Source organism: Sorangium sp. So ce693, from assembly GCF_051521375.1.
Lineage (GTDB): Bacteria > Myxococcota_A > Polyangia > Polyangiales > Polyangiaceae > Sorangium > Sorangium atrum.
On record NZ_CP150347.1, the window covers coordinates 4,660,042 to 4,680,144 of the forward strand.

Here is a 20,103-nt window from a genome sequence, read left to right on the forward strand (position 1 = left end):
AAGCGTCGTCTAGACTCGGGGCGAATGCGCGCCACCGCGGCAGGTCTATCCGACGTCGGCAGGGAGCGGGTCCACAACGAGGACCGATACATCCTCCTCCCCGAGTTCAACGTCTACGTCGTCGCGGATGGCATGGGCGGGCACGAGGCCGGCGAGGTCGCGAGCCGGATCGCCGCGAGCGCCATCGCCGGCTACTTCCGCGACGCGAACGGCAAGCGGCGCAAGGCGTCGACCGGCGACAGGCTGCGCGCCGCCGTGACGTACGCGAACGCGCGCATCTACGCGCACGCCGACGACTCGCGGTTCTACCGCGGGATGGGGACCACGGTCGTCGCCGCGGCGTTCTCGCCGCGGGAGCGCAAGTTCTACGTCGCCCACGCCGGCGACAGCCGCTGCTACCTCCTCCGCAACGGCGATATCTCGCAGCTGACCCGCGACCACTCGCTCATCGCGGACGCGCTCCTCGAGCGGCCCGACCTCACGGAGCGCGACCTCGCCTACCTGCCCCGCAACGTGATCACGCGCGCGCTCGGCATCGCCCCCAGCGTCGACATCGACCTGCGCGCGGAGCGCGTCGAGGCCGGCGACGTGTTCCTCCTCTGCTCCGACGGCCTCCACGGGCTCGTGGACGATCGCGAGATCGCGCGCATCGTCGAGGACAACGCCGTGCTCGCCGACGCGTGCGGCAAGCTCATCGACTGCGCCAACGAGAACGGTGGCCGCGACAACATCACCGCCGTGCTCATCCGGATCGAGGAGACGGCATCGGCGTCCTGGAGCCAGCGCCAGGGCGTCAAGAGCCGCAGCGCGCGGTAGCATCCAGAGGCGTGCGGAGGGGGGCGGGAGCGCGCCGCGTCCTCGCGTGAGCGGCGCCGCCGCGCCCCCGCCGCGTGCACGTGGGCTGAAGACAAGGGAGGTCATGCATGCGAACCAGGTGGATCGGGGTGGGGCTCTTCGTCGGCGCGCTGCTCGCGTGGGGCTGTGGCGGCGAGGCCGCGCTCGGCGAGGCGTGCGAGAAAGAGGGCGCGGACGGCGAGTGTGAGAGCGGGTCGGTCTGCGGCAAGCCCGACGACAGCGCGGCGCTCGAGTGTCTGAAGACGTGCGTCGAGCAGACCGACTGCCCCGCGGACCAGGAGTGCAACGGCATCTCCGGCTCGGACCTCAAGGGCTGCAGGCCGAAGTAGGGGAGGGCGCGGTGTCCACGCCGCGAGCGCGGCGGCCAGCGCGCCGCGCTCAGAGCACGCCGGCGTGCGCGCGATCGAGCAGGCCGTCCATCACCTCGAACAGCTGCCGGTTGCCGTCCTGGGAGTAGCCCGCGAGCTTCTCTTCACAGGCCGGGATGGCCTTCACGAAATCCGCGATGACAGCCGGGTCGTCCAGCGAATCGGCGCCGCGGCCGAACCCCTCGCGCTCGAGGTAGCGGGCGTTGAGCACCTGCTCGAACTGGCGGCCGAGAGGGACGGCGAGCATCGGCTTGCGCAGGTAGACCGCCTCCCCCATCAACGTGAACCCGCCGCCGGCGATGACGGCGCGGCACGACGCGAGGTCGTCGATGAAGCCCTCCTCGCTGAAGGGGCGGTAGCGCAGGTTGCCCTCGACCTGCTCTTCCGTGATGTTCCGGCGCATCCCGTAGATGCGGCACTCGAGCCCGGTCTTCGCGAGCGTCGCCGAGAGCGCGTCGTTCCCCTCGGCGGTCTGGTAGACGAGCAGGTGCTCCCCGGGGCGGCGGTTCGCGGCGATGATCTCGGGGCGGAGGATCGGCGGTACCAGCGTCGTCTCCTGCTTGCGGACCGGCGGGCGGAAGAACGTGGCGATGACGTAATGGTTGCAGAACGGCAGCTTGCTCTTCACGAACGCGCGCGTGAGCTGGAAACCCGCCTCGTGGCCGGCGAGGATCTCCGCGTCGTGGGTGCACCGGTTGATGATCTGCATGTTGTCGACCGAGAGGATCGGCAGCCGGTGGAGCTTGGCGTAGAGGTACGTCCACGACTCGAAGTCGCTGACCGTGAGCTCGGGGCGAAAGTCCTTGATGAGCTCGAAGTACGCGGCGATGTTCTTCGGCGTGCCCGTCGCGCCGGAGAGCACGTTGGACCAGAGCGTCTTGCCGCGACGCACCCGGTTCTCCTCGTAGATCATGTGGAGCCCGTGGATGCGGTTCACCCCCGCGAAGCGCTTGGACAGGAAGTCGGTCGCCCTGCCCGACGCCATGATCTCGAGCTCGTGTCCCTGCGCGAGCAGGTGTTCGATCACGACGCGCGAGCGCATGGCGTGCCCCATCCCTTCGCCGACGACGCCATAGAGGATCTTCATGACGCGCGAGTGTAGCGGGGGCTTTGGGGCGTTCGGAAGGAAACGGCGCCGCCGCGGCGCGGGCGGCGCGGACGGCGACCGAGCGCAGGCGGCGCCGCGGCGCGGGCGGCGGGCGTGACGCCCCGCCGCCGGATCTGGAGCGAGCTGCTGCCGCTCGAGGTGGTGCGGGCGCCCGGGACGCTCGCGCTGCTGCGGCGGTATGCGCTGGAGCTCTCGATCGCGGTGCGGCCGGACACCGCGGCGGGGCTGCCGGATCTCGTCGCGGCGTGCGCGGATGCGGGGGTGGCGGTCGCTGTGTGGCCGATGATCGCGGACGAGGACGGGCGCTGGGCGAGCGCCTGCAACGCGGCGGCGTTCGGCGCGTTCATCGCCCGGCTGCTGGACGCGCTCGACGCGCGGCGCCTGACCGCGGCGGAGATCGTGTTCGATCTCGAGCCGCCGATCGATGCGGTGCGGCGGGCGCTCGCGGGGGGGCGCGGCGCGCTCGATCTGCTCGGCGGTGGGCCGCGGGGAGCGCGGGGGAGCCCGCGGTGGAGCGATGCGCAGCGCGCGTACGTGGAGCTGGCGGGCGCGGTGCACGCGCGCGGGGTGGCGACCTCGGCCGCCATCGTGCCGCTCGTCCTGACCGACGGGCCGGCGCGCGGCTGGGAGCGACTGCTCGGGACGCCCGTGTCCGCGCCGCCGTGGGGGCGCGTCGGCGCGATGCTGTATACGTCGTTGATCGCGGGGTATTCGCGCGGCGCGCTCGGCCGCGACGACGCGATCGCGCTGCTCGCCTGGGGGTGCCGCGCCGCGGCCCGGCGGTTCGGTCCGAGGGCGGGCGCCTCGCTGGGCGCCGTGGGCAAAGGCGCGCTCGGCGACGAGCCGGTCTACAGCTCGGTCGCCGAGCTCCGCGAGGACGTGGCCGTCGCGGAGGCGGCCGGCGTCTCGGATCTCTCGCTGTTCGACCTCGGCGGGGTGCTGGCGCGGCCGCCGGCCGAGGCCTGGCTCGAGGCGTTCGTTGCGCCGCCGGAGGCGCATTCGCCCCGGGAGACGCTGCGGGCGCGCGGCGTGGTCGCGGCCGCAGCGCTCGTGGGTCGGGCGGCGGGCTATGCTCGCCGGCTCACCTCGCCGTGACGGCGATCTCACCCGTGGTGTGCCTTGCCCTGGCCGCGGTAGCGCTTCCAGTGATGTCGCTTGTTCTTGTTCTTCGGCCTGCTGTTGTTGGACAGGCCGATAGACGTCTTCTTCGTGTGCACGGACATGGCCCCGTCATGGCGCCGAGACGGGGCGGGCGACAGGGGTCACGAGCTCCGGCGCTGCTCAGGCCAGACCGCCGGGCTGAGGAAGCGATAACCCTCCCTGATGGTCAAGGGCGCGGCGCTTCTGGCGACTTGCCAGTTCGTCCCCCGATCGCCGAAGAGCTCAGACGCTCTCGCGATCGGGCGCTCGCGCGGCGGGCGACTCCGCTGCGCCGACCGCCGCGGCCGCCTGCAGGCTCGGCGCCGCCTCGGCGGCGCCCGCGGAGGCATGCCGGATGCGCCGCTTCGTCTGCACCATGTGCACGATCTGGTCGAGGATCACGGCGACGAGGATCACGGCGCCGATGATGATGAAGGTCCAGTTCGGGTCCAGGCGCCAGATGCGTTGAATGCGGTCAGCGTCCTGGTACGGCAGCTGGAACATATTGATGCCGTTGTCGATGACGCGCATCACCGCGGAGCCGATGATGATGCCGAGCACCGTGCCTTCACCCCCGCGAAGCGAGCAGCCGCCGAGCACGGCCGCGGCGATCGCATACATCTCGTACGCGATGCCGACCTGCTGCGACATCTGCCCGATGTACGAGGCGTAACAGACGCCGGCCACGCCGCCGAGGCCCGCCGAGATCACATAGGTAGACGTCTCCACCCGCCTCACGTTGATGCCGGAGTACTCGGCCGCGTCGCGGTTGCCGCCGATCGCATAAACGTAACGGCCGAACACCGTGAAGTGCAGCGCATAGGTCGCCACGGCGCTCACGGCGAGGAACATCAGGAGCGGGTACGGGACGAGCGCGTCGCTCCCGCTCTTGAGCAGCCCGCCGTTCGCGAGGGCGAGCAGCGGCGAGCCACCGAGGCTCAGGGTGCCCCCCTGGGCGATGGTCTGCGAGACGCCGCGTAAGAACAACATGCCGCCGAGCGTGACGATGAACGGCTGCAGCTTGAGCCGCGTGATCAACAAGCCCTGGCCGAGGCCGATCAGCAGCGCCACGCCGAGCGCCACCGGAATGCCGATCCATAGCGGGTAGCCCAGGCCGCCGATCTGGGTCGACGAGAGCTTGGCGATGAGGACGCCCGTCAGGCCGATCACGGACCCGATCGACAGATCGATGCCGCCGGCGATGATGACGAACCCGATGCCCATCGCGAAGATCCCGAGCATCGAGATCTGCCGCAGGGTGTTGATCGAGTTCGACTGCCCGAGGAAATCCGGGTTCGAGATGTAGAGGCCCAGACACATCACGACGAGCGCGATGGTCATCCCGAGCTCGCGCCTCACGACAGAGCCTCCTTGTCCGCGTGGCCCGTCATCAAGGTCGCGATCCGCTCCTGGCTGAGCCGTTCCCGCGGCAGCACGCCCTTGATGCGTCGCTCGTGCATGACGGCGACGCGATCGCTCATTCCGATGATCTCTTCCATGTCCGAGCTGACCATCAAGATCGTGATGCCTTCATCCGCGAGGGCGGCCATGTGGCGGTAGATCTCGGCTTTGGCGCCGACGTCGATGCCCCGCGTCGGCTCGTCCAGGATGAGCACGCGCGGGTTCATGGCCAGCCATTTCCCGAGCACCACCTTCTGCTGGTTTCCGCCGGAGAGGTTCACGACGGGCTGACGAATGCCGGGCGTCTTCGTCCTCAAGCGCTCCACCTCCGATTCGGCGACCCGGCGCTCCGTCTCCCTGTTCAAGAAGCCCCAGCGGCCGTAGCTGCCGATGTTGGGCAGGGAGGTGTTCTCTGCGACGCTGAGCGGCAGCACGAGGCCGTGGCGCTTGCGATCCTCCGGCGCCAGGTAGACGCCGCGGTCGATGGCATCCCTCGGTCTTCGAGGAGCAAACCCCTTGCCTTCGAGCGTCATGCGTCCCCCGAGCGCCTTCGTCACCCCGAAGATCGTCTGCATGAGCTCCGTGCGGCCCGAGCCGACCAGGCCGGCGAAGCCGAGTATCTCCCCGCGTCCGGCCGAAAAAGAGACCTGCGCGGGCGCGCCGGGCACGACGAGCCCTTCGACAATCAGCACGGGCTCGGTCGATCGACGGGGCCGCCTCTCCGGGAAGTAGTGCGCGCTGAGCTCGCGGCCCACCATCATGGCGACGATCCGTTCGCGCGTCGCCTCCGCGCGCGTGAGGTCACCGACGTAGCGGCCGTCGCGCAGGACCGTCACCCGGTCCGCCAGCGTCATGACCTCTTCCATCCGGTGCGAGATGTAGACGATGCCGATGCCGTCCGCCCGGAGCTTGCGGATGATCCCGAAGAGGTGCTCGGACTCACCGCTCGTGAGCGACGAAGTCGGCTCGTCCATGATGAGAATGCGCGCGCTCAGGGCGAGCGCCTTGGCGATCTCGACCATCTGCATCTGGCCGGCGGTCAACGCGGACACCGGGGTCGAGGGCGGGAGCGGCAAGCCCACGCGCAGGAGCAGCTCCCTGGCGCGGGCGTGCATGTCGCCCTTCGGCAGCGGACGGAGGAGCAGCCCTGTCGCGCCGCCTTCGTTGCCGAGGAAGATGTTGGCCGCGATGTCCAGGTTTGGTGCCAGCATCAGCTCCTGATGGATGAGCGCGATGCCGAGGCGCTTGGCGGCGCGCACGCTCTCGATGGCGACGCTCCTTCCATCGATGCGGATCTCGCCCTCATCGGGCTGCAGGGCGCCCCCCAGGATCTTCATGAGCGTGCTCTTGCCGGCGCCGTTCTCGCCCATGAGGGCGAGCACCTCGCCCGGCTTCAGCGAGAGAGAGACGCCCTGGAGCGCGATCACGCCGGGAAACCGCTTGGTGATCGCGCGCATCGCGAGCAGATCCGGGGCGGACGCTGTCACGCTCACTTCTTCATTTCAGCGAGCTGCTGCTTGAAGGCCGCCACGTTGGTCTTTTCGATCACGTCGATGCCGGTGTCGATGCTCTTGTTGGCCGGGATCTGCGCCTTCGCCGTGTCGGGCTTGACCGAGAGCTCATGCGCCCACTTGCTCGCCAGGTAACCGAACTGAAACGGCTTCTGGACGACCGTGGCCGAGATCGTGCCGTTCTCGATGGCCGTGAGCGTCTCCTGCTCCTCGTCGAACACCGCCGCGAGGACCTTCCCCTTCTTCCCGAGCGCCTCGATGGCCGCCGCGATGGCGGGGCCGTTGTAGGACCACAGGCCTGCGACGAGCTTCAGGTCCGGGTGCGCGTTGATGATGTCCTCCACGTTGGAGCGCGCCTTCGCGCGGTCGGTGTTGTCCTCCCGCTTGTCGACGATCTCGATGTTCTTGCCGGCGATCGCGTCCTGGATGCCTTGCAGGCGCTGCTTCGCGTTGTCGGCGGAGAGCGTGCCGACGAACACGGCCATCTTACCGCCTTCCGGGAGGAGCTTCACGATATAGGCGCCGAGCGCCTTGCCGGCCTCGTGGTTGTTGGTGCCGATGTAGAGCAGTCGGCTCGACGCCGGGGCATCCGAGTCGAACGTGATGAGCTTGCTCTTCTCGGCCACCTTGTTGAGCACCGGGACCTGATCGGCCGGCGCGATGGCGCTCACGGCGATGGCGTCGTAGCCCTGACTCGAGAGGTTTTCGAGGATCTGGTTCTGCTCCTCCGTGGTGCCGTTCGACGGCATCTTCACGTCGACCTGAACCTTGCTTTCTTGCTCGTATTTGCGGACGCCCGCCTGAGCGATCTTCCAGAACTCGGACGCGTTGTTGGTGACGAAGGCGAGCTTGACGACCTTCGGCTTCGAGCCGGCGCCCTCGGCTGGCGCGGCGCCCGTCCCCTCGCTCTTCTCGTTGCACCCCGTCATCGCGAGCAGCCCCAACAGGAAGGGCGCTACGACCGCCCAACCCTTGCCCCAGGACATCGTCTCTTTCACGGCTGGTCTCCTTGCTGATTCACTTCAAGAACGTGTTGACATCACGCGTGGCGTCGCCCTTACCCGGCCGCTGTCCCCGTGATCTGCCGCAAAGCTGGCGGCGCGTCTTTCCACAGTGCGCCCCGGTGGCTGGGGTCTACCCTCCGCGTCCCTGGAGGCCGAACCACTCCTTGGTCTTTACCATCGGAATGGATCTGGAGGACAAAGGATGCCCGCTGGAATGCATTGTGAGCGTTCACATTTTCGGTGTCAACTCCGATCGGCGGGTGCTGTGTGCGGGACGTCACGGGTGAAGGCTGATCGAAGAATTGTCAGGACACGGGAACGCGTGGTCCCCCGGTGTGATCAAGGGCGCTGCACCTGCCGAAGGCGCGCAGGGTCTGCGACTCACCACGTCGAGCATGAGCTGAGATGATGGCGCTGGGCGATTTCTGTCGATGGGCAGGAAATATGCCTTTTTTCCGGTACGTGCGTTGGCGACCCTCGCACAGCGTGTGATAGGTTGGTGCGGTTCGAGCATATTTGTCTTGCGACATTGGCTTGAGCGCGCGGAGGTTCCTGTGAATCGAAGCAAGCGGTGGGTCGTTGACGCGACATGGGTGATGTCCGTCTCCGCGGCGCGTGCCCGGACGGGGGTCGCGCTCGGCGTGGTGCTCGCGGCCGCGGCGTGCGGCGAGGAGGGCGGCGACCGCGGTGCGATCGCGGGGAGCGGCGGGTGGGCGACGGGCGGCGCGCTCGCGACAGGCGGAGCCTCGGAGGCGGGCGCCGGGGTCGGCGGCGCGGAGAGCACCGCGAGCGGCGACGCGCCGGGGGACGGGGGAGCGGAGAGCATCGCGAGCGGCGGCGCGGGGAGCGCCGCGAGCGGGGGCGCGCCGGGGGACGGCGGAGCGGCCGGGGAGGGCGGTGGGCCGGGCAGCGGGGGCGCGGGCGGAGCGAGCGACACCTGCAGCAGGGCCGCTGCCTGCGGGACGCACAAGTGGGCGTGCTGGCCCATGCCCAACCCGGCGGGCAGCGGCCTGCCCAACCCCGCGAGCTACACCGATGTGGGGGGCGGCGTGGTGCGCGACAACGTCACATGCCTCGAATGGCAAGAGACCCCTCCTTCCGAGGCGTACACGTGGGAGCAGGCGATCGGCTATTGCGACGGCCTGACGCTCGGCGGATTCTCCGACTGGCGCCTTCCCACGCGCATCGAGATGACGTCGATCGTCGACTTCACCCGGAGCCCGGCCATCGACAAGGGCGCTTTCCCGGGGGCGCGCGGGGGCTTCCACAAGACATCGTCCGACTGGATCCTCACCATCCGGCAGGCCGGCGCCGGCGCGGGGCGCGACTACGCCTGGGCCTTCAACCTGAGCGACGGGATCGTCAGCAGCGCCTACTCCAAGGCGACCGTGGCGAGCCTGCGCTGCGTGCGAGGCAACGGCGATGGGGAGGTGCCGAGCAGCCCGGCCGTGGCCCCGCCCGACCAGTACACCGTCGTGTCGCCCGGCGAGGTGATGGACAGGTACACAGGCCTCGTCTGGCAGCAGGGGTATTCGCCGGCCACGATGGCCTGGGCGGAGGCGGAGGGCTACTGCGCGACGCTCGATCTCAACGGCCACGCGTGGCGCCTGCCCAGCATCCGGGAGCTCGCGACCCTCGTCGACGAGGCGCAGGTGGCGCCGTCGATCAACCGCACGATGTTCCCCGACACGCAATGCGGCTCCCGCAGCAACGACTGGTACTGGAGCTCTCACGCGGCCGTGGGGAACGCCGCGGCGGCCTGGGCGCTCAATTTCGACGACGGCTTCACCGGGTTCAACGCGGGAGAGAGCGGCAAGTGGAACTATTTCACGGCCGCGTGGGTGAAGTGCGTGCGCTGAGAGCGCAGGCGCGGCCGAGGCGGTCCGTCCCGGGAGATGGCCGGCGCCGCCGCGCCTCGTTTCGGTGGCGCGCTGCCTCCAGCGTCGGATAGCGTGGCTCGGGTGAGCCCGAGCACACCGCCGGCGCGCCCTCGCCTCGCCGCCCACGTGCTCGCGCGGCGCCACCTGGTCGGCGAGGAGGAGCGCGTCATCCTCCACGATGCCCGCACGGGGCAGCTGCTCCAGCTCGGCCCGCGGGAGTGGGTCCTGCTCTCCGCGGCCGACGGGACGCGCGACGTCGAGGGCATCGTCATCGCGGCGGCCCGCGAGGGCGCGCACGCGCGTGTGCCCGCGGCGCAGGCGTTCTTCGCGGAGCTCCACGCCGCGGGGCTGCTCGGAGCGGACGACGCCGGCGAGGACGCGGCGCGCTCCAGGTCCACGGCGGCCGCGGCGCCCGCGCCCGACCCGGGGGAGCGCGATCCCCGCGAGCGCCGGCTGGAGATGCTGCCCGACTTCAGCCTGCACTGCGACGGCCGCGGGAGCTGCTGCCGGATCTACGCCTCGATCCTCTTCGACCCCGAGGAGGCGGCGCGGGCGCGGGCATTGCGGCCCGACGTGCTGAGTGGAGGCGCGCGCCACGAGCGGGCCTTCACGCCGGAGCGCGGGACGTGGCCGTGCGCGGCCTCCGTCGTGGCGATGCGGGACGGGCGGTGCGCCTACCTCGAGGGCGAGGGGCGCTGCTCGCTCCACGCGAGAGGCGGGCCCGAGGCCAAGCCGCTCGGGTGCCGCACCTTCCCGACCAGCTTCGTCGACGACGGCGAGTCGGTGCGCGTCTCGGTCGCCGTGGAGTGCGCCTGCGTGCTGGCCAGCGCGGGCCGCCCCGGCGGCGCGCCGCTGCTCGATCCGCGGCTCGTCACGCGGGGGGATCTGGACGAGCGCATCGATGTCGCCCGGCTGCCGGACCGCGCGCAGGTGGCGCCCGGCGCGACCGCCTCCCGCGCGGAGGTCGTCGCCTGGTCGCGGCGCCTCGCCGCGGCAGCACCCCCGCCCGATGTCGCCGCGGGCCTCTTCTCGCTCGCCGCCGCGCTCGAGGCCGAGGGCCTCACCGAGGGGGCGATTGCGCGCTTCGAGCGGCCCGATCCGCTGGATGCGGCGGCGCTCGCGCCCTGGCTCGCCGCGCTCCATGGCCGCGCGGCGCGGCGGGCGCGCGAGGACGCCGTCTGGCGGAGCGAGCGGGACCTCGCGCGGTGGGCCACGCGGTGGATCGCGGACGCGACGCTGGCGCTGGCCGAACCCGACCTGCTCGGCGCGCTGCTCCTCGCGCCCGTGCCCGCGCGCGTGGGCGACCGCGAGCGCTTCACCCTCCGCGCGGCCTTGCACGGCCACCGCCTGCTCGGGGCGCTGCCGCTCTCGCTCGCGCTCCGCGATCGCGCCGTGCGGCTCGTCGTGGCCCGGGCGCTGCCGGCGGTCGTCGACGGGGAGGGCGCGGACGACCCGGCCTGCGCCGAGCCGATCGCGCTCGTGGAGGCGACGCTGCGAGGCCACGGCCTCGACGCGTACGCCGCCGAGGCGGCCACGGCCGGGTGATCGCGTGCGCCTCCTCGAACTCGGAGAGACATCGGCTCCGATCCTGTCGATAATGCGCCCGCGATGAGCCAGCCCCCGCTCGACAACAAGACGGACTTCGCCGCGCACCCACAGCTGCTCGTCGACAGGGACGGCGAGCAGCTGGTCACGATCGTCAAGGCGAGCTTCGAGCTCCAGGGCGACGGCAGCCTCGAGCTCGCGCCCCCCGAGCGCACGCGCGGGGTCCGCCTCGCCGACCTGCCCTGGGAGGAGAAGAAGCCCGAGAGCGTCGCGTACCCCGCCGACGTCTGCCTGTTCAAGCCGGCGACCGACGTGATCTTCGTGGCCACGGCGTACGCGCCGAACGGCAAGGCGGTGCCGTCCTTCGACGTGCGCGTCGAGGTGGGCCCGCTCAAGAAATCGCTCGTCGTGTTCGGCAAGCGGCTCTGGGTGGACAAGGGCGCCGCCCTCACCGCGCCTTCGCCCATCGAGCAGATCGACATGCGCTACGATCACGCCTGGGGCGGGCGGGACGACGACGATCCCGCGGCGCCGCTCGAGGAGCCGCGCAACCCGATCGGCACGGGCGTCACGCGCGCGCCGGCCTCGCTCACCCACCAGCCGGCGCCGGCCATCGAGGATCCCTCGTACCCGATCCGGACCGCGAAGACCGGGCCGCCGCCCGCCGGGATCGGGGTCGTCGGCCGGCACTGGGAGCCGCGCCGCGCGTACGCCGGGACGTACGACGCCGCGTGGCGGGAGAACCGCGCGCCGCTCCTTCCCGAGGACTTCGACCACCGCTTCAACCTCTGCGCCTCGCCGGGCCTCATCGCGGATCCGCCGCTCGCGGGCGGCGAGCCGGTGCGGGCGCTCAACCTCACGCCCGAGGGGGCGCTCAGCTTCGAGCTCCCGAAGGTGCAGGTCGAGATCGAGTTCCACGTGAAGGACCGCGCGCCGGTCGCCTTCGCGCCCCACCTCGACACAGTGCTCGTCGACCTCTACGCCACCGGCCCGCAGAAGCCGGTGGCCGTCGAGATGGTCTGGCGCGCGCACGTCAAGGCGCCCCGGCGGATGAAGGACGCGCGCGTGATCGTGCGCGAGCGGGGGCGAGCGTGAGGCCCCTCGCCGCCATGGTGGCCGCGGGCGCGGTCACGCCCGTCGGGCTGCGCTCGATCGACACCGCCTTCTCGTACCGCGCCTCGGCCGCGGCGATGCGCGAGTCGCCGCTCGTGGACGGGCAGGGCGAGCCCGTCACGATGTGCTTCCTGCCCACGCTCGATCCGCGCGTCACGGGCGCGGCGCGCGCCGTCCTGCTCGCGGAGCGCGCGCTCGGCGAGGCGCTCGAGAAGCTCGGCCCCGCGGCGCGGGGGCTGCGCATGCAGATGGGCCTGTGCCTCGACGAGCACCTCGGGCAGCGGCCGCCTGGCGGCGAGGCCCCGGCGCAGCGGGTCGCCGCCGAGCTCGCCGCGCGGGCGCAAGCGTACGGGTGCGCGCCGGAGATCGCGGTGAAGGTCTCGACGCGAGGGCCCGCCGCGCCGGGGTACTTGCTGCCGGAGCTGTGCGACGCGCTCGCGCGAGGCGCGATCGACGCGGCGCTGCTCGGCGGCGTGCACACCGACTACGACCCGGCGCGCATCGCCGCGCTCGACGCCGCGGGCCGGCTCTTCCGGCCGGACAACCTGGACGCCCTCGTCCCCGGCGAGTGCGCGGCCTTCGTGGTCCTCATGCGCCCCGACGTCGCGCGGCGCGCGCTCCTCCGCGAGCTCGGGCAGATCGTCGGCGTCGCCACCGCGCACGAGCGAGCACGCCCGGACAACGACGAGTCCGCGTTCCAGGCCACGGGCCTCACCGCCGCGCTTCGCGCTGCGCTGGCGCCGCTCGCCGAGCGCGGGCTGCGCGCCGGCTGGATGCTGACCGATATCACCTTCGAGACCTTCCGCCATTTCGAGCTCCAGGCGGCGTCGGTGCGCACGCAGCAGCTCTTCTGCGATCCGCAGCAGCTGGAGTGCCCGGCCCAGCGGATCGGCGCGCTCGGCGCCGCGGCGATGCCGCTGCACCTCGCGATCGCGTCGGAGGCGTTCGCGCGGGGCTTCGCGCCGCACCCGTGTGCGGTCTCCCTCGCCGGGAGCGACGGCGGGGAGCGCGCGGCGATGGTAATCGTGGCGCCGGGGTGACGGCGCAGCACGCCGGACCAGGTCCGGGTGCAGCCGCCGAACGGGACGAGCGCCGAACTGTGGCGCCCACGAGGGATGCGGCGGTGGTGGAGTACTTCGGCTGAAGGTGGGGTCATTTGAACCGCCAAGTCGCCATAAGACGCCAAGATCTTAGAGGATTTCTTTGCGTCTTATAGCGATATGGCGGTTCCATCATTCCGGCGCGGAAAATTCGCCCGCCACCTGTCGACGCCGCCTCGGAGTATTGAGATGCCGCCGTAGGTTGTCGGCACGATAAGTCGACACCATGCCTACCGGTAGCGACCGGGCCAGCTGTCCGCCCAATGGGTACCAGCGAGCTCGGCGCATTGCGTTTCGACCTCCGCTGTTGTGCAGTTCCCCCTGGCAGGTTGAGCTCGACCGTGTTGCTTCTCGCACGCGTTTACAGCTGCGAAGAAGTTCCGCCAGTAGAGGGGACCGCGAGGATCGGAGCACGACGTGGAGCGCGCCTGGCTGTTTATCGATTCCGGGGCGGTATCCCCGCACATCTGCAGGACACACCCACCCTGGCAGGCTTCTCCCTGCTCTGCCGGCACGTGTTCGCAGGGCGACAGATCCTTTCCGGGGGCGCACCACTGGAGGGTTTGCGCCAGCTCTTTCGTGCACGGCGGACCGTAGGACACTCCCTTGGGTTCATCGCGGCACCCGGGCGTGAAGGCGACGAGCAGGAGCACGAGCGCGATGGTCGATGCGTTCATGCCTCTTGCTTAGCACAGGCATGAGGCGCGGAACGACGCCGCGCAGCGTTCGCGCGGCTCGCCGCGAGAGCACGAAAGCCCCCTGTATGAGAGTAGTTGTCGTTGCTCGGGGATCCGCTCACCGACCCGACCGCAAATAGTGGGGTCGTTTGCGCCCACAAAAGTGGGATCAATTCAAGGCAAGTGGGGTAATTCCCCCGCTACCTGTCGACACCCTCCCCGGAAAATTGAAATTCAGCCCGGAGGAGGTCGACACCCTCCCCGGAGCCCGTCGCCAGATGGCGAGTCGGCCCGATCGCGCGCCGCGCCGGCCCCCCCGGGCGGCCATGCAGCGCAGGAACCTGCTCCCCTTGGCGATGTCGAAAGGCACCATGCCCAGGCCTTCCCTTCCGCTCGCCGGCCTCCTCCTCGTCGCCGTCCTCGGCGCCGCCGCGACCTCCGACGCGGCCACGGACGGCCGCGACGCGGTTGCCCGCGGCCTCGACCTCTTCGTTCACGCGCCCGACCGCGGCGCGCCCGGCGCCACCCTGCCGGTGCAGGTCCTCGCGCTCGGCTTCCCCACCGCGGTCACGCTCCGGCCGCTCGAGGCGGTCACCGTGGAGGCGACCTGGGATCCCGAGCACCTCGGCAAGGTCAGCGCCGTCCCGCCGCCCGTGCGGGTCACCACCGACGCGAAGGGGCGCGCTCACCTCGACGTCCCGATCCCGGAGGGGCCCGAGCGCGAGCTCCGGCTGCTGCTCGGCGTGCGCGCAGGCGACCGGCAGCGGACCCGGACGCTCACCGTGCAGCGACTGGCGCCGCTCCAGGTCGACCTGCACGTTCCTGACACGCGCGTGGTGCCGGGCAGCGCGATGTCGGCGTGGATCACCGTGCAGAGCCAGGCCTCGGGGCAGCCGGCCCCGCGGGTCCCCGTGGAGGTCAGCCTGCTCGAGGGCGGCGTCGCGCGGCACACGGCCGTGGTCACGACCGACGCGGCCGGCGTTGCGATGACACGCGTGCCCGTCCCGTGGATCGACGAGCCCGACTGGCGCTGGATCCTCCGCGCCCGCGCGCGGGGCGCGGCGGGGGCCTCGTCGAACGCCGCGGAGATCTCCCTCTCGCCGCGCGAAGAGACGCCCGGCGCCCCGCAGATGCTGGCCGAGTGGTCCGAGCAGGATCTGCGCGCCGGCGATCGCGCAAGCTACGTGATCCGGATCCGCGATGGCGCCGGCCAGCCCGTGGCCGGGCTGCCGGTGCGGATCTGGACCGGGCCGAAGGGCACGAGCCCGCCCGAGGACAGGGCCGCGTGGGAGAAGCTCACGACGCCCGCGCGCACCGACGCGGCCGGCGAGGTCCGCGGCGCGGCGGTGGCGCCCACCACCGTGGTGCAGGGCGCAGGGACCACGCTGCGCGTCGTCGCGCGTGCGACGTTCGAGGGGCACGAGCTCGAGCGCGAGGCCACCGTCTCCGTGGAGAGCCCCACCTCGGAGGCGACGCTGCTCCCGGAGGCGGGCGCGATCGTTCCGGGCGTCGCTCAGCGCATGCTCCTGCGCGTCCGCGATGCGCGGCGGAAGCCGGTGCAGGGCACCTTCACCGTCGAGGGCGACGGGCTCCAGGCCGCCGTGACCACCGACGCGTACGGCGAGGCCGAGGTGACCTGGGAGGCGCCCGTCGAGCTCGGGGCCTTCCGCAACGTCGGGCCGTGCGCCGGCGGCGTCGCGGCGGCGGTGCGCGTGCGGCCAGCTGGCGAGCTCCCGGCGCTCGCGTCGCGGCGCGAGCCGTTCGCGCTGTGCGTCTCCGTCGATCGCGACGCCTCGGCGCTGCTCCGGCCCGAGCGGCTCCTCGCCCGCGCCGGCGACGCGCTCCCGCTCCGCGTGATCGACGCCAGCGGCGCGGACGCCCGCGCCGGCCGGCGGTCGGCGGGCGGCAGGGCAGGGGACGGCGGCAGGGCAGCGGACGGCGCCGGCTGGAGCGTGATCGTCCAGGCGGACAACGCGGCCCGCGCGGCGAGCGCCTGGATCGCCGGAGGCCCGGAGGGCGGCGCGCTCGGCCTGCCCGAGGGCGCGGCCGGCGTCTGGACGCTCAGCGCCGCCGCTCCTCGGCCGGGCGCCGCCGCGCGGCAGGCGGGCGGCGCGGTGCTCGTCACGCCGCGCGTCCTCCCTCGGCTCGAGGCCCGCATGACCGGCGGCCGCGCGGCCCCGCGCGGCGCCGTCGACGTGGACCTCGCGCTCACCGACGGGGGCAGCCGCGGCCTGCCCGGGACCGTCGCGGCCGTCGTCGTGGATCTGCACGGCGGGGGCAGCGTCGGCGGGCTCGCGGCGCTCGACACGCGCGCGCGGCTCTGCCAGGGCATGGTCGAGCCCGAGCGCTGCGGCGCTTTCCTGGAGGGCGATCCCGCGCTCGATCCGCTCCGGCGCGCGGAGCTCGGCGCGCGGGCGCGCGAGGCGATCGCGCCGGCGAACGATCCGGCCGGCTCCGCGCGGGCGGCGCTCGACGAGGCGTTCGGCCAGGTGCTTCGCTCGCTCGAGGGGGCGGTCTTCGAGGCCACAAGCGACCCGGAGCGGCTGCGCGACGTGCGCCGCCGCGGGCCGGGCGGCGCCTATGCATGGAACCCCGAGCTGATGACCCTGGTCACGGCCGCCATGGATGCGCCCCCCGAGACGCCCGGCGGCGAGCCGCTCTCGCTCGCGGACCTCCTGGCGGTGGACCCGCAGGTCACGTTCGATCACGTCGCTCGCCGCGTCACCCGCCTCAAGCTCTTCCGCATCCTCGCGGCGGCGCGCGCGTTCCGGCGCGAGCGGCTGCTCGACCCCGACGAGCCGGCGCTCCGCGATCCGAACGCGCTGCTCCGCCGCCTGGTGCGCGACGCGCAGCTCGAGGAGTCGCTCCTGCTCGATCCCTGGGGCGGCACGATCCAGTTCACCCCGACGACGGCGCCGCCCGCGCCGTTCCTCACGGTGCGGCGCGGCTTCGCCCTGCAGGCGCCCGGGCCCGACGGCCGGATCGGCACGGGCGACGACGTGCGCGATCCGTTCGAGCGCGTGCTGCGCTCGGGCACGCCGTACGCCAGGGCGGTCGGCGAGGATCGCCTCGTCGACGCGAAGTTCGACATGGAGGTCGGCGACGCCACGGTGTCGGCGTGGGAGAGCCTCCTGGAGGAGCTCACGGGCACGTCGCTTGGCGAGGGGCTCGGCCTGAGCGGCATCGGCACCGGCGGCGGGGGTACGGGCTCCGGCGTCGGGTTCGGTTCAGGCCACGGCCGGCTGGGCGGCGCCCACCGCACGTCGAGCGGCGCGCCGCGGGGCGTGTTCTTCTGGTCGCCGCCCCAGCGCACCGACAAGGATGGCCGGCTGCGGATGCGCGTCCCGCTCGGCGACGTCGAGACGACCTTCCGGCTCGTCTTCGTGGGCGTGCCGGACGGCGCCACGCCGGCCACGGCCACGCTCGACGTGCCCACGGCGCAGCCGCTCTCGGCGCGCGTGGAGGCGGGCGCCGCGTGGGTCGAGGGCGACGAGGTCGACGTGGAGATCTCGGTCCGGAACCGCTCGCCGAGGCCGCTCCGCGCGAACGTGGAGCTCACGGCGCGCGGCGTGGCTGCCCTCGCCGACCCGCGGCGCCGGGCGGTGGCGGTCGACGTGCCCGCGGGGGGCGCGGCGCCGGTCCGCGCGCGCGTGCGGGCGCTGCGCGCGGGGCGGGCGGAGCTCGCGGTCGCCCTGAAGGCGCAGGGGACCCCGGGCGACACGCTCGTGCACGCGTGGGAGGTGCGCCCCGCGGGCGAGCCCACCGATCTGAACATCGCCCAGATCGTCGAGGGCGGCGCCACGGCCACGCTGAGCGTCGCGGCGGACGCGCAGCGCTACCAGCCCACCGGCCGCCCGCGGCTCGTCGTCGAGCGCGGCCTCGCGGGCGCGCTCACCGCGGCGCTCGAGGCGATGGATCCCGACCGGCTCTCGTCTGCCGGGGCGATGGCGGACGCGGTGGAGGTCGCGGCGCTCGTGCGCCGCTGGGCCGCGGCGCGCGGGGGTGAGGGCGCGCCGATCGCCGCGCGCGCGGAGGACATCGGCCGCCGCGCCGTGGGCCGGCTGCTCGCGTACAAGGAGAGCAAGAAGGACCTGGCCTTCTGGCCTCCGGCGCTCCGGGCGCGCACCTTCGCGCCCGCGTCCGCGGCGGAGGAGCTGCCGAAGATCGACGCGCGCTGCCCGCGAGAGCCCCTGCACCCTGCGGCAGCGCTCGACGCGCTCGAGGTCGAGCCCTCGCCGGCGGGGGGCGCGGTGAACGCGTGCTGGGACGCGTTCGTCACGAGGACGCTGGACGACGTGATCCAGAGCGGCGATCGCGTGGCGCTCGCCCGGGTCCTGCTCGCGCTCGCGGAGCGGCCGCACCGGGCAGCGCTGGCCGCGAACGTCGCGGACCGGCTGCGCGCCTGGGTGGCGCTGCTCCCGACCGGCGGCATCACCTTGCCGCCGGGTCAGGCCGAGGATCGGAGCGCGCGCGCGGTGGTCTACGCGGCGCTCCTCCGCGCTGCCGGGCTCGGTCGGAGCGCGGCGCCGCCCGCGAGGCTCCTCGGCTGGGTGGGCGTGCAGCGCGACGTGCGCGGCGGCTACGGCGCGCCGGCCAGCACGCGCGCGGTGGTGCGCGCGCTCCTGGCCCACGGGGGCGAGGGCCGCGGGGTGGCGCGCGTCACGGTGACGTCGGGAGGCGCGCGCCGTGACGTGGAGGTCGGGCCGTCGGGGCGGCTCGTGGTGCCGCTCGACGCGGGCGCGACGGAGGTGACGGTCGAGGCAGCGGGGCCCGCGGTCGTGGCGCGCCTGGAGCGCCCGGCGCTCCGGCGCTGGAGCCGGCCGCCGGCCGCCGCGGCGAGCCCCGTGCAGGTGGAGATCTCCTGGCCGAAGCGCCCGCGCGCGGGAACGACGGGCAAGCTCGGGATCTCGCTGCGCCACACGCTGGGCCGCCCGGTCGAGATCGACGTGCGCATCCCGCTTCCGCCAGGGGTGTCGCTGGCCGAGCCGCTCGGGGGCGTGCGGCAGGTGAACGGCGTCCTCGCGCTGCGGGCTTCTGTCGAGGCGAGTCGGCTCGCGACGCTCGTGGAGATCCCGGTGCGCTTCGCCCTCGCCGGGAAGGTGACGGCGCCCGAGGCGCAGGCCCGGGTGGCGCAGGAGGAGCTGCCGCGCGCGGTGGTCCCGGCGCGGCCGATCCTCATCGAGTGATCGGCGCTCCTGGATACCGGTTCACTCTCCGCCCGCGCCGGCGCAGGAGCACACGGCTGAAGTCGTGTTCGATGCCCGGCCACAGGGGTTCATATGGACGCATCGATCGAGGGCACGGCTTCGGCGCGCCCGCAGGCTGTGGAGTGTAGGCGGCCCCTTCGATGCATGATCGGTTGTTGATAGTAGCGTCGCTTTTCCAGTGAGACGGCGCCATTGAAGGCGAAGCGTTCGACGAAGAGATCACCTTGACACAAACTCGGATCGCCGCGCGCGCGGCCCCCTTCCGTGTCACGATCCCGGCCGTGAGCCCGCGATGTACGCTCTTGCAGCTGCTCCTCCTCGCCGCCTGCGGAGGCCCCCAGCTGCCCTCGCCCGCCGCCGTCGCGGGCGCCGCCGAGGCACCGCCCCCGAGGTGCGTGCTGCCGGGCGCGCCGACGGTGGTGCATCGCGAGGGCAACGCGGTGTTGCAGGTATGGGAGGCGCCGGCCGCTCCGGTGCTGTTCCAGGAGGTGTTGCCGAGCGCGCCCGGGTACCTGGCGTATCGTAAGGCGATCGCGGCGGCCGGCGGCGACCTCGAGCGTCCGGTCGCCGATCCACCCCAGCCGCGCGACGACGCCGAGCGCGAGCTATGGCGCCGCGAGGACGAGAACGCCGCGCTGATGTACGGCGACGCCGGTCGCGTCCGGCCTATCCGCTGCCTCGAAGCAGCCCTGTTCGCGGCCCAGGACGCGCGCTATTCGGAGCTCACTCAGCCCACCGAGTTCATCGCGTCGATCCTGCGCCGCGAGGTCGGCGGCCGGCCCCAGCTCAAGATTTACCTCGGGGCGAGCGACTCGATGTTTCCGCCCAAGGCGTTCTATGGCTTCGACGAGGTCCGCCGCGACGTGGCCGCCGGCTGGGAGTATTGGGTCGTCCTCCACAACCACACCGTGCGTACTCTTAACGGCAAGCCCGCCCTCGGCGTGCCCGCGCCGAGCACCAGCGACGTGCCGCTCTTCCGCGCGCTCGTCAAGGAGTCGGGGCTGCGCGCGGTGTGGGTCACGAACGGCTTCTACACCGGCGAGGCTACGGCCGAAGATCTCGCCCGCTACCGCACCCGCGATTGACGGTCAGCGCATAGCTTGCGCAAGCGTGAAGGTCGCTTCGGAAGGAGCGGCCCGTGCGCGCGCCGCCCCGAGGTCCGCACGATCCGGCCCCCACGCAGCCCCCACCGCG

At 72.7% G+C, this 20,103-nt stretch carries 13 protein-coding genes; 9 read left to right on the top strand and 4 right to left on the bottom strand.

The window, feature by feature from the left end; genetic code table 11:
- The first annotated feature begins 24 nt into the window (after positions 1 to 24).
- Complete coding sequence (locus WMF14_RS17625; RefSeq protein WP_272098312.1) at positions 25 to 816, top strand: Stp1/IreP family PP2C-type Ser/Thr phosphatase; 792 nt, start codon at positions 25 to 27, stop codon at positions 814 to 816.
- A gap of 107 nt (positions 817 to 923) precedes the next feature.
- A complete protein-coding gene (locus WMF14_RS17630) occupies positions 924 to 1,184 on the top strand; it encodes a hypothetical protein (RefSeq protein ID WP_437802359.1) in 261 nt (86 codons plus the stop codon).
- A gap of 49 nt (positions 1,185 to 1,233) precedes the next feature.
- Here WMF14_RS17630 and WMF14_RS17635 read toward each other — a convergent pair whose 3' ends face one another.
- Entirely contained in the window at positions 1,234 to 2,310 is a 1,077-nt protein-coding gene (locus WMF14_RS17635) for a glycosyltransferase family protein (RefSeq protein WP_272098314.1), read from the bottom strand.
- 114 nt (positions 2,311 to 2,424) lie between these two features.
- Between WMF14_RS17635 and WMF14_RS17640 the strand changes: the two genes are divergently transcribed.
- Positions 2,425 to 3,426 (top strand): hypothetical protein, encoded by a 1,002-nt coding sequence (locus WMF14_RS17640; protein WP_437802361.1) that lies wholly within the window; start codon positions 2,425 to 2,427, stop codon positions 3,424 to 3,426.
- Positions 3,427 to 3,714: 288 nt separating this feature from the next.
- Here WMF14_RS17640 and WMF14_RS17645 read toward each other — a convergent pair whose 3' ends face one another.
- Genes WMF14_RS17645 through WMF14_RS17655 form a run of 3 tightly spaced genes read right to left on the bottom strand, consistent with a single transcriptional unit; the run spans position 3,715 to position 7,381 of the window.
- A complete protein-coding gene (locus WMF14_RS17645; protein ID WP_272098316.1) occupies positions 3,715 to 4,830 on the bottom strand; it encodes an ABC transporter permease in 1,116 nt (371 codons plus the stop codon).
- On the bottom strand, positions 4,827 to 6,329 hold the full coding sequence (locus tag WMF14_RS17650; protein ID WP_437804224.1) for a sugar ABC transporter ATP-binding protein: 1,503 nt from the start codon (positions 6,327 to 6,329) through the stop codon (positions 4,827 to 4,829). The genes WMF14_RS17645 and WMF14_RS17650 overlap by 4 nt, the downstream gene beginning before the upstream one ends.
- 32 nt (positions 6,330 to 6,361) lie before the next feature.
- Positions 6,362 to 7,381: a sugar-binding protein gene (locus tag WMF14_RS17655; RefSeq protein ID WP_437802363.1), complete on the bottom strand. Its 1,020-nt coding sequence runs from the start codon at positions 7,379 to 7,381 to the stop codon at positions 6,362 to 6,364.
- A 560-nt stretch (positions 7,382 to 7,941) separates the two neighbouring features.
- Between WMF14_RS17655 and WMF14_RS17660 the strand changes: the two genes are divergently transcribed.
- The 6 genes from WMF14_RS17660 to WMF14_RS17685 all read left to right on the top strand — a co-directional run bounded on the left by WMF14_RS17660 (position 7,942) and on the right by WMF14_RS17685 (position 19,994).
- On the top strand, positions 7,942 to 9,246 hold the full coding sequence (locus WMF14_RS17660; protein WP_437802365.1) for a DUF1566 domain-containing protein: 1,305 nt from the start codon (positions 7,942 to 7,944) through the stop codon (positions 9,244 to 9,246).
- A gap of 102 nt (positions 9,247 to 9,348) precedes the next feature.
- Positions 9,349 to 10,812 (top strand): YkgJ family cysteine cluster protein, encoded by a 1,464-nt coding sequence (locus WMF14_RS17665; protein WP_437802366.1) that lies wholly within the window; start codon positions 9,349 to 9,351, stop codon positions 10,810 to 10,812.
- 63 nt (positions 10,813 to 10,875) lie between these two features.
- Positions 10,876 to 11,907 (top strand): DUF2169 family type VI secretion system accessory protein, encoded by a 1,032-nt coding sequence (locus WMF14_RS17670; protein WP_437802368.1) that lies wholly within the window; start codon positions 10,876 to 10,878, stop codon positions 11,905 to 11,907.
- Positions 11,904 to 12,965, top strand: a complete 1,062-nt coding sequence (locus WMF14_RS17675) for a beta-ketoacyl synthase N-terminal-like domain-containing protein (protein WP_437802370.1) — start codon at positions 11,904 to 11,906, stop codon at positions 12,963 to 12,965. Before WMF14_RS17670 ends, WMF14_RS17675 begins: the two co-directional genes overlap by 4 nt.
- A 1,108-nt stretch (positions 12,966 to 14,073) precedes the next feature.
- The gene (locus tag WMF14_RS17680; RefSeq protein WP_437802372.1) at positions 14,074 to 18,888 is read left to right on the top strand and encodes an alpha-2-macroglobulin family protein; all 4,815 of its coding nucleotides are present in this window, start codon (positions 14,074 to 14,076) and stop codon (positions 18,886 to 18,888) included.
- Positions 18,889 to 19,133: 245 nt separating this feature from the next.
- Positions 19,134 to 19,994, top strand: a complete 861-nt coding sequence (locus tag WMF14_RS17685; RefSeq protein WP_437802374.1) for a hypothetical protein — start codon at positions 19,134 to 19,136, stop codon at positions 19,992 to 19,994.
- Positions 19,995 to 20,103 lie beyond the last annotated feature (109 nt).

Excerpts from the sequence above, each read along its gene's own strand:
- WMF14_RS17630 (WP_437802359.1), top strand. The coding sequence starts at position 924 with ATGCGAACCAGGTGGATCGGGGTGGGGCTCTTCGTCGGCGCGCTGCTC.
- WMF14_RS17650 (WP_437804224.1), bottom strand. The coding sequence starts at position 6,329 with ATGCGCGCGATCACCAAGCGGTTTCCCGGCGTGATCGCGCTCCAGGGC.
- WMF14_RS17625 (WP_272098312.1), top strand. The coding sequence starts at position 25 with ATGCGCGCCACCGCGGCAGGTCTATCCGACGTCGGCAGGGAGCGGGTC.
- WMF14_RS17670 (WP_437802368.1), top strand. The coding sequence starts at position 10,876 with ATGAGCCAGCCCCCGCTCGACAACAAGACGGACTTCGCCGCGCACCCA.
- WMF14_RS17635 (WP_272098314.1), bottom strand. The coding sequence starts at position 2,310 with ATGAAGATCCTCTATGGCGTCGTCGGCGAAGGGATGGGGCACGCCATG.
- WMF14_RS17680 (WP_437802372.1), top strand. The coding sequence starts at position 14,074 with ATGCCCAGGCCTTCCCTTCCGCTCGCCGGCCTCCTCCTCGTCGCCGTC.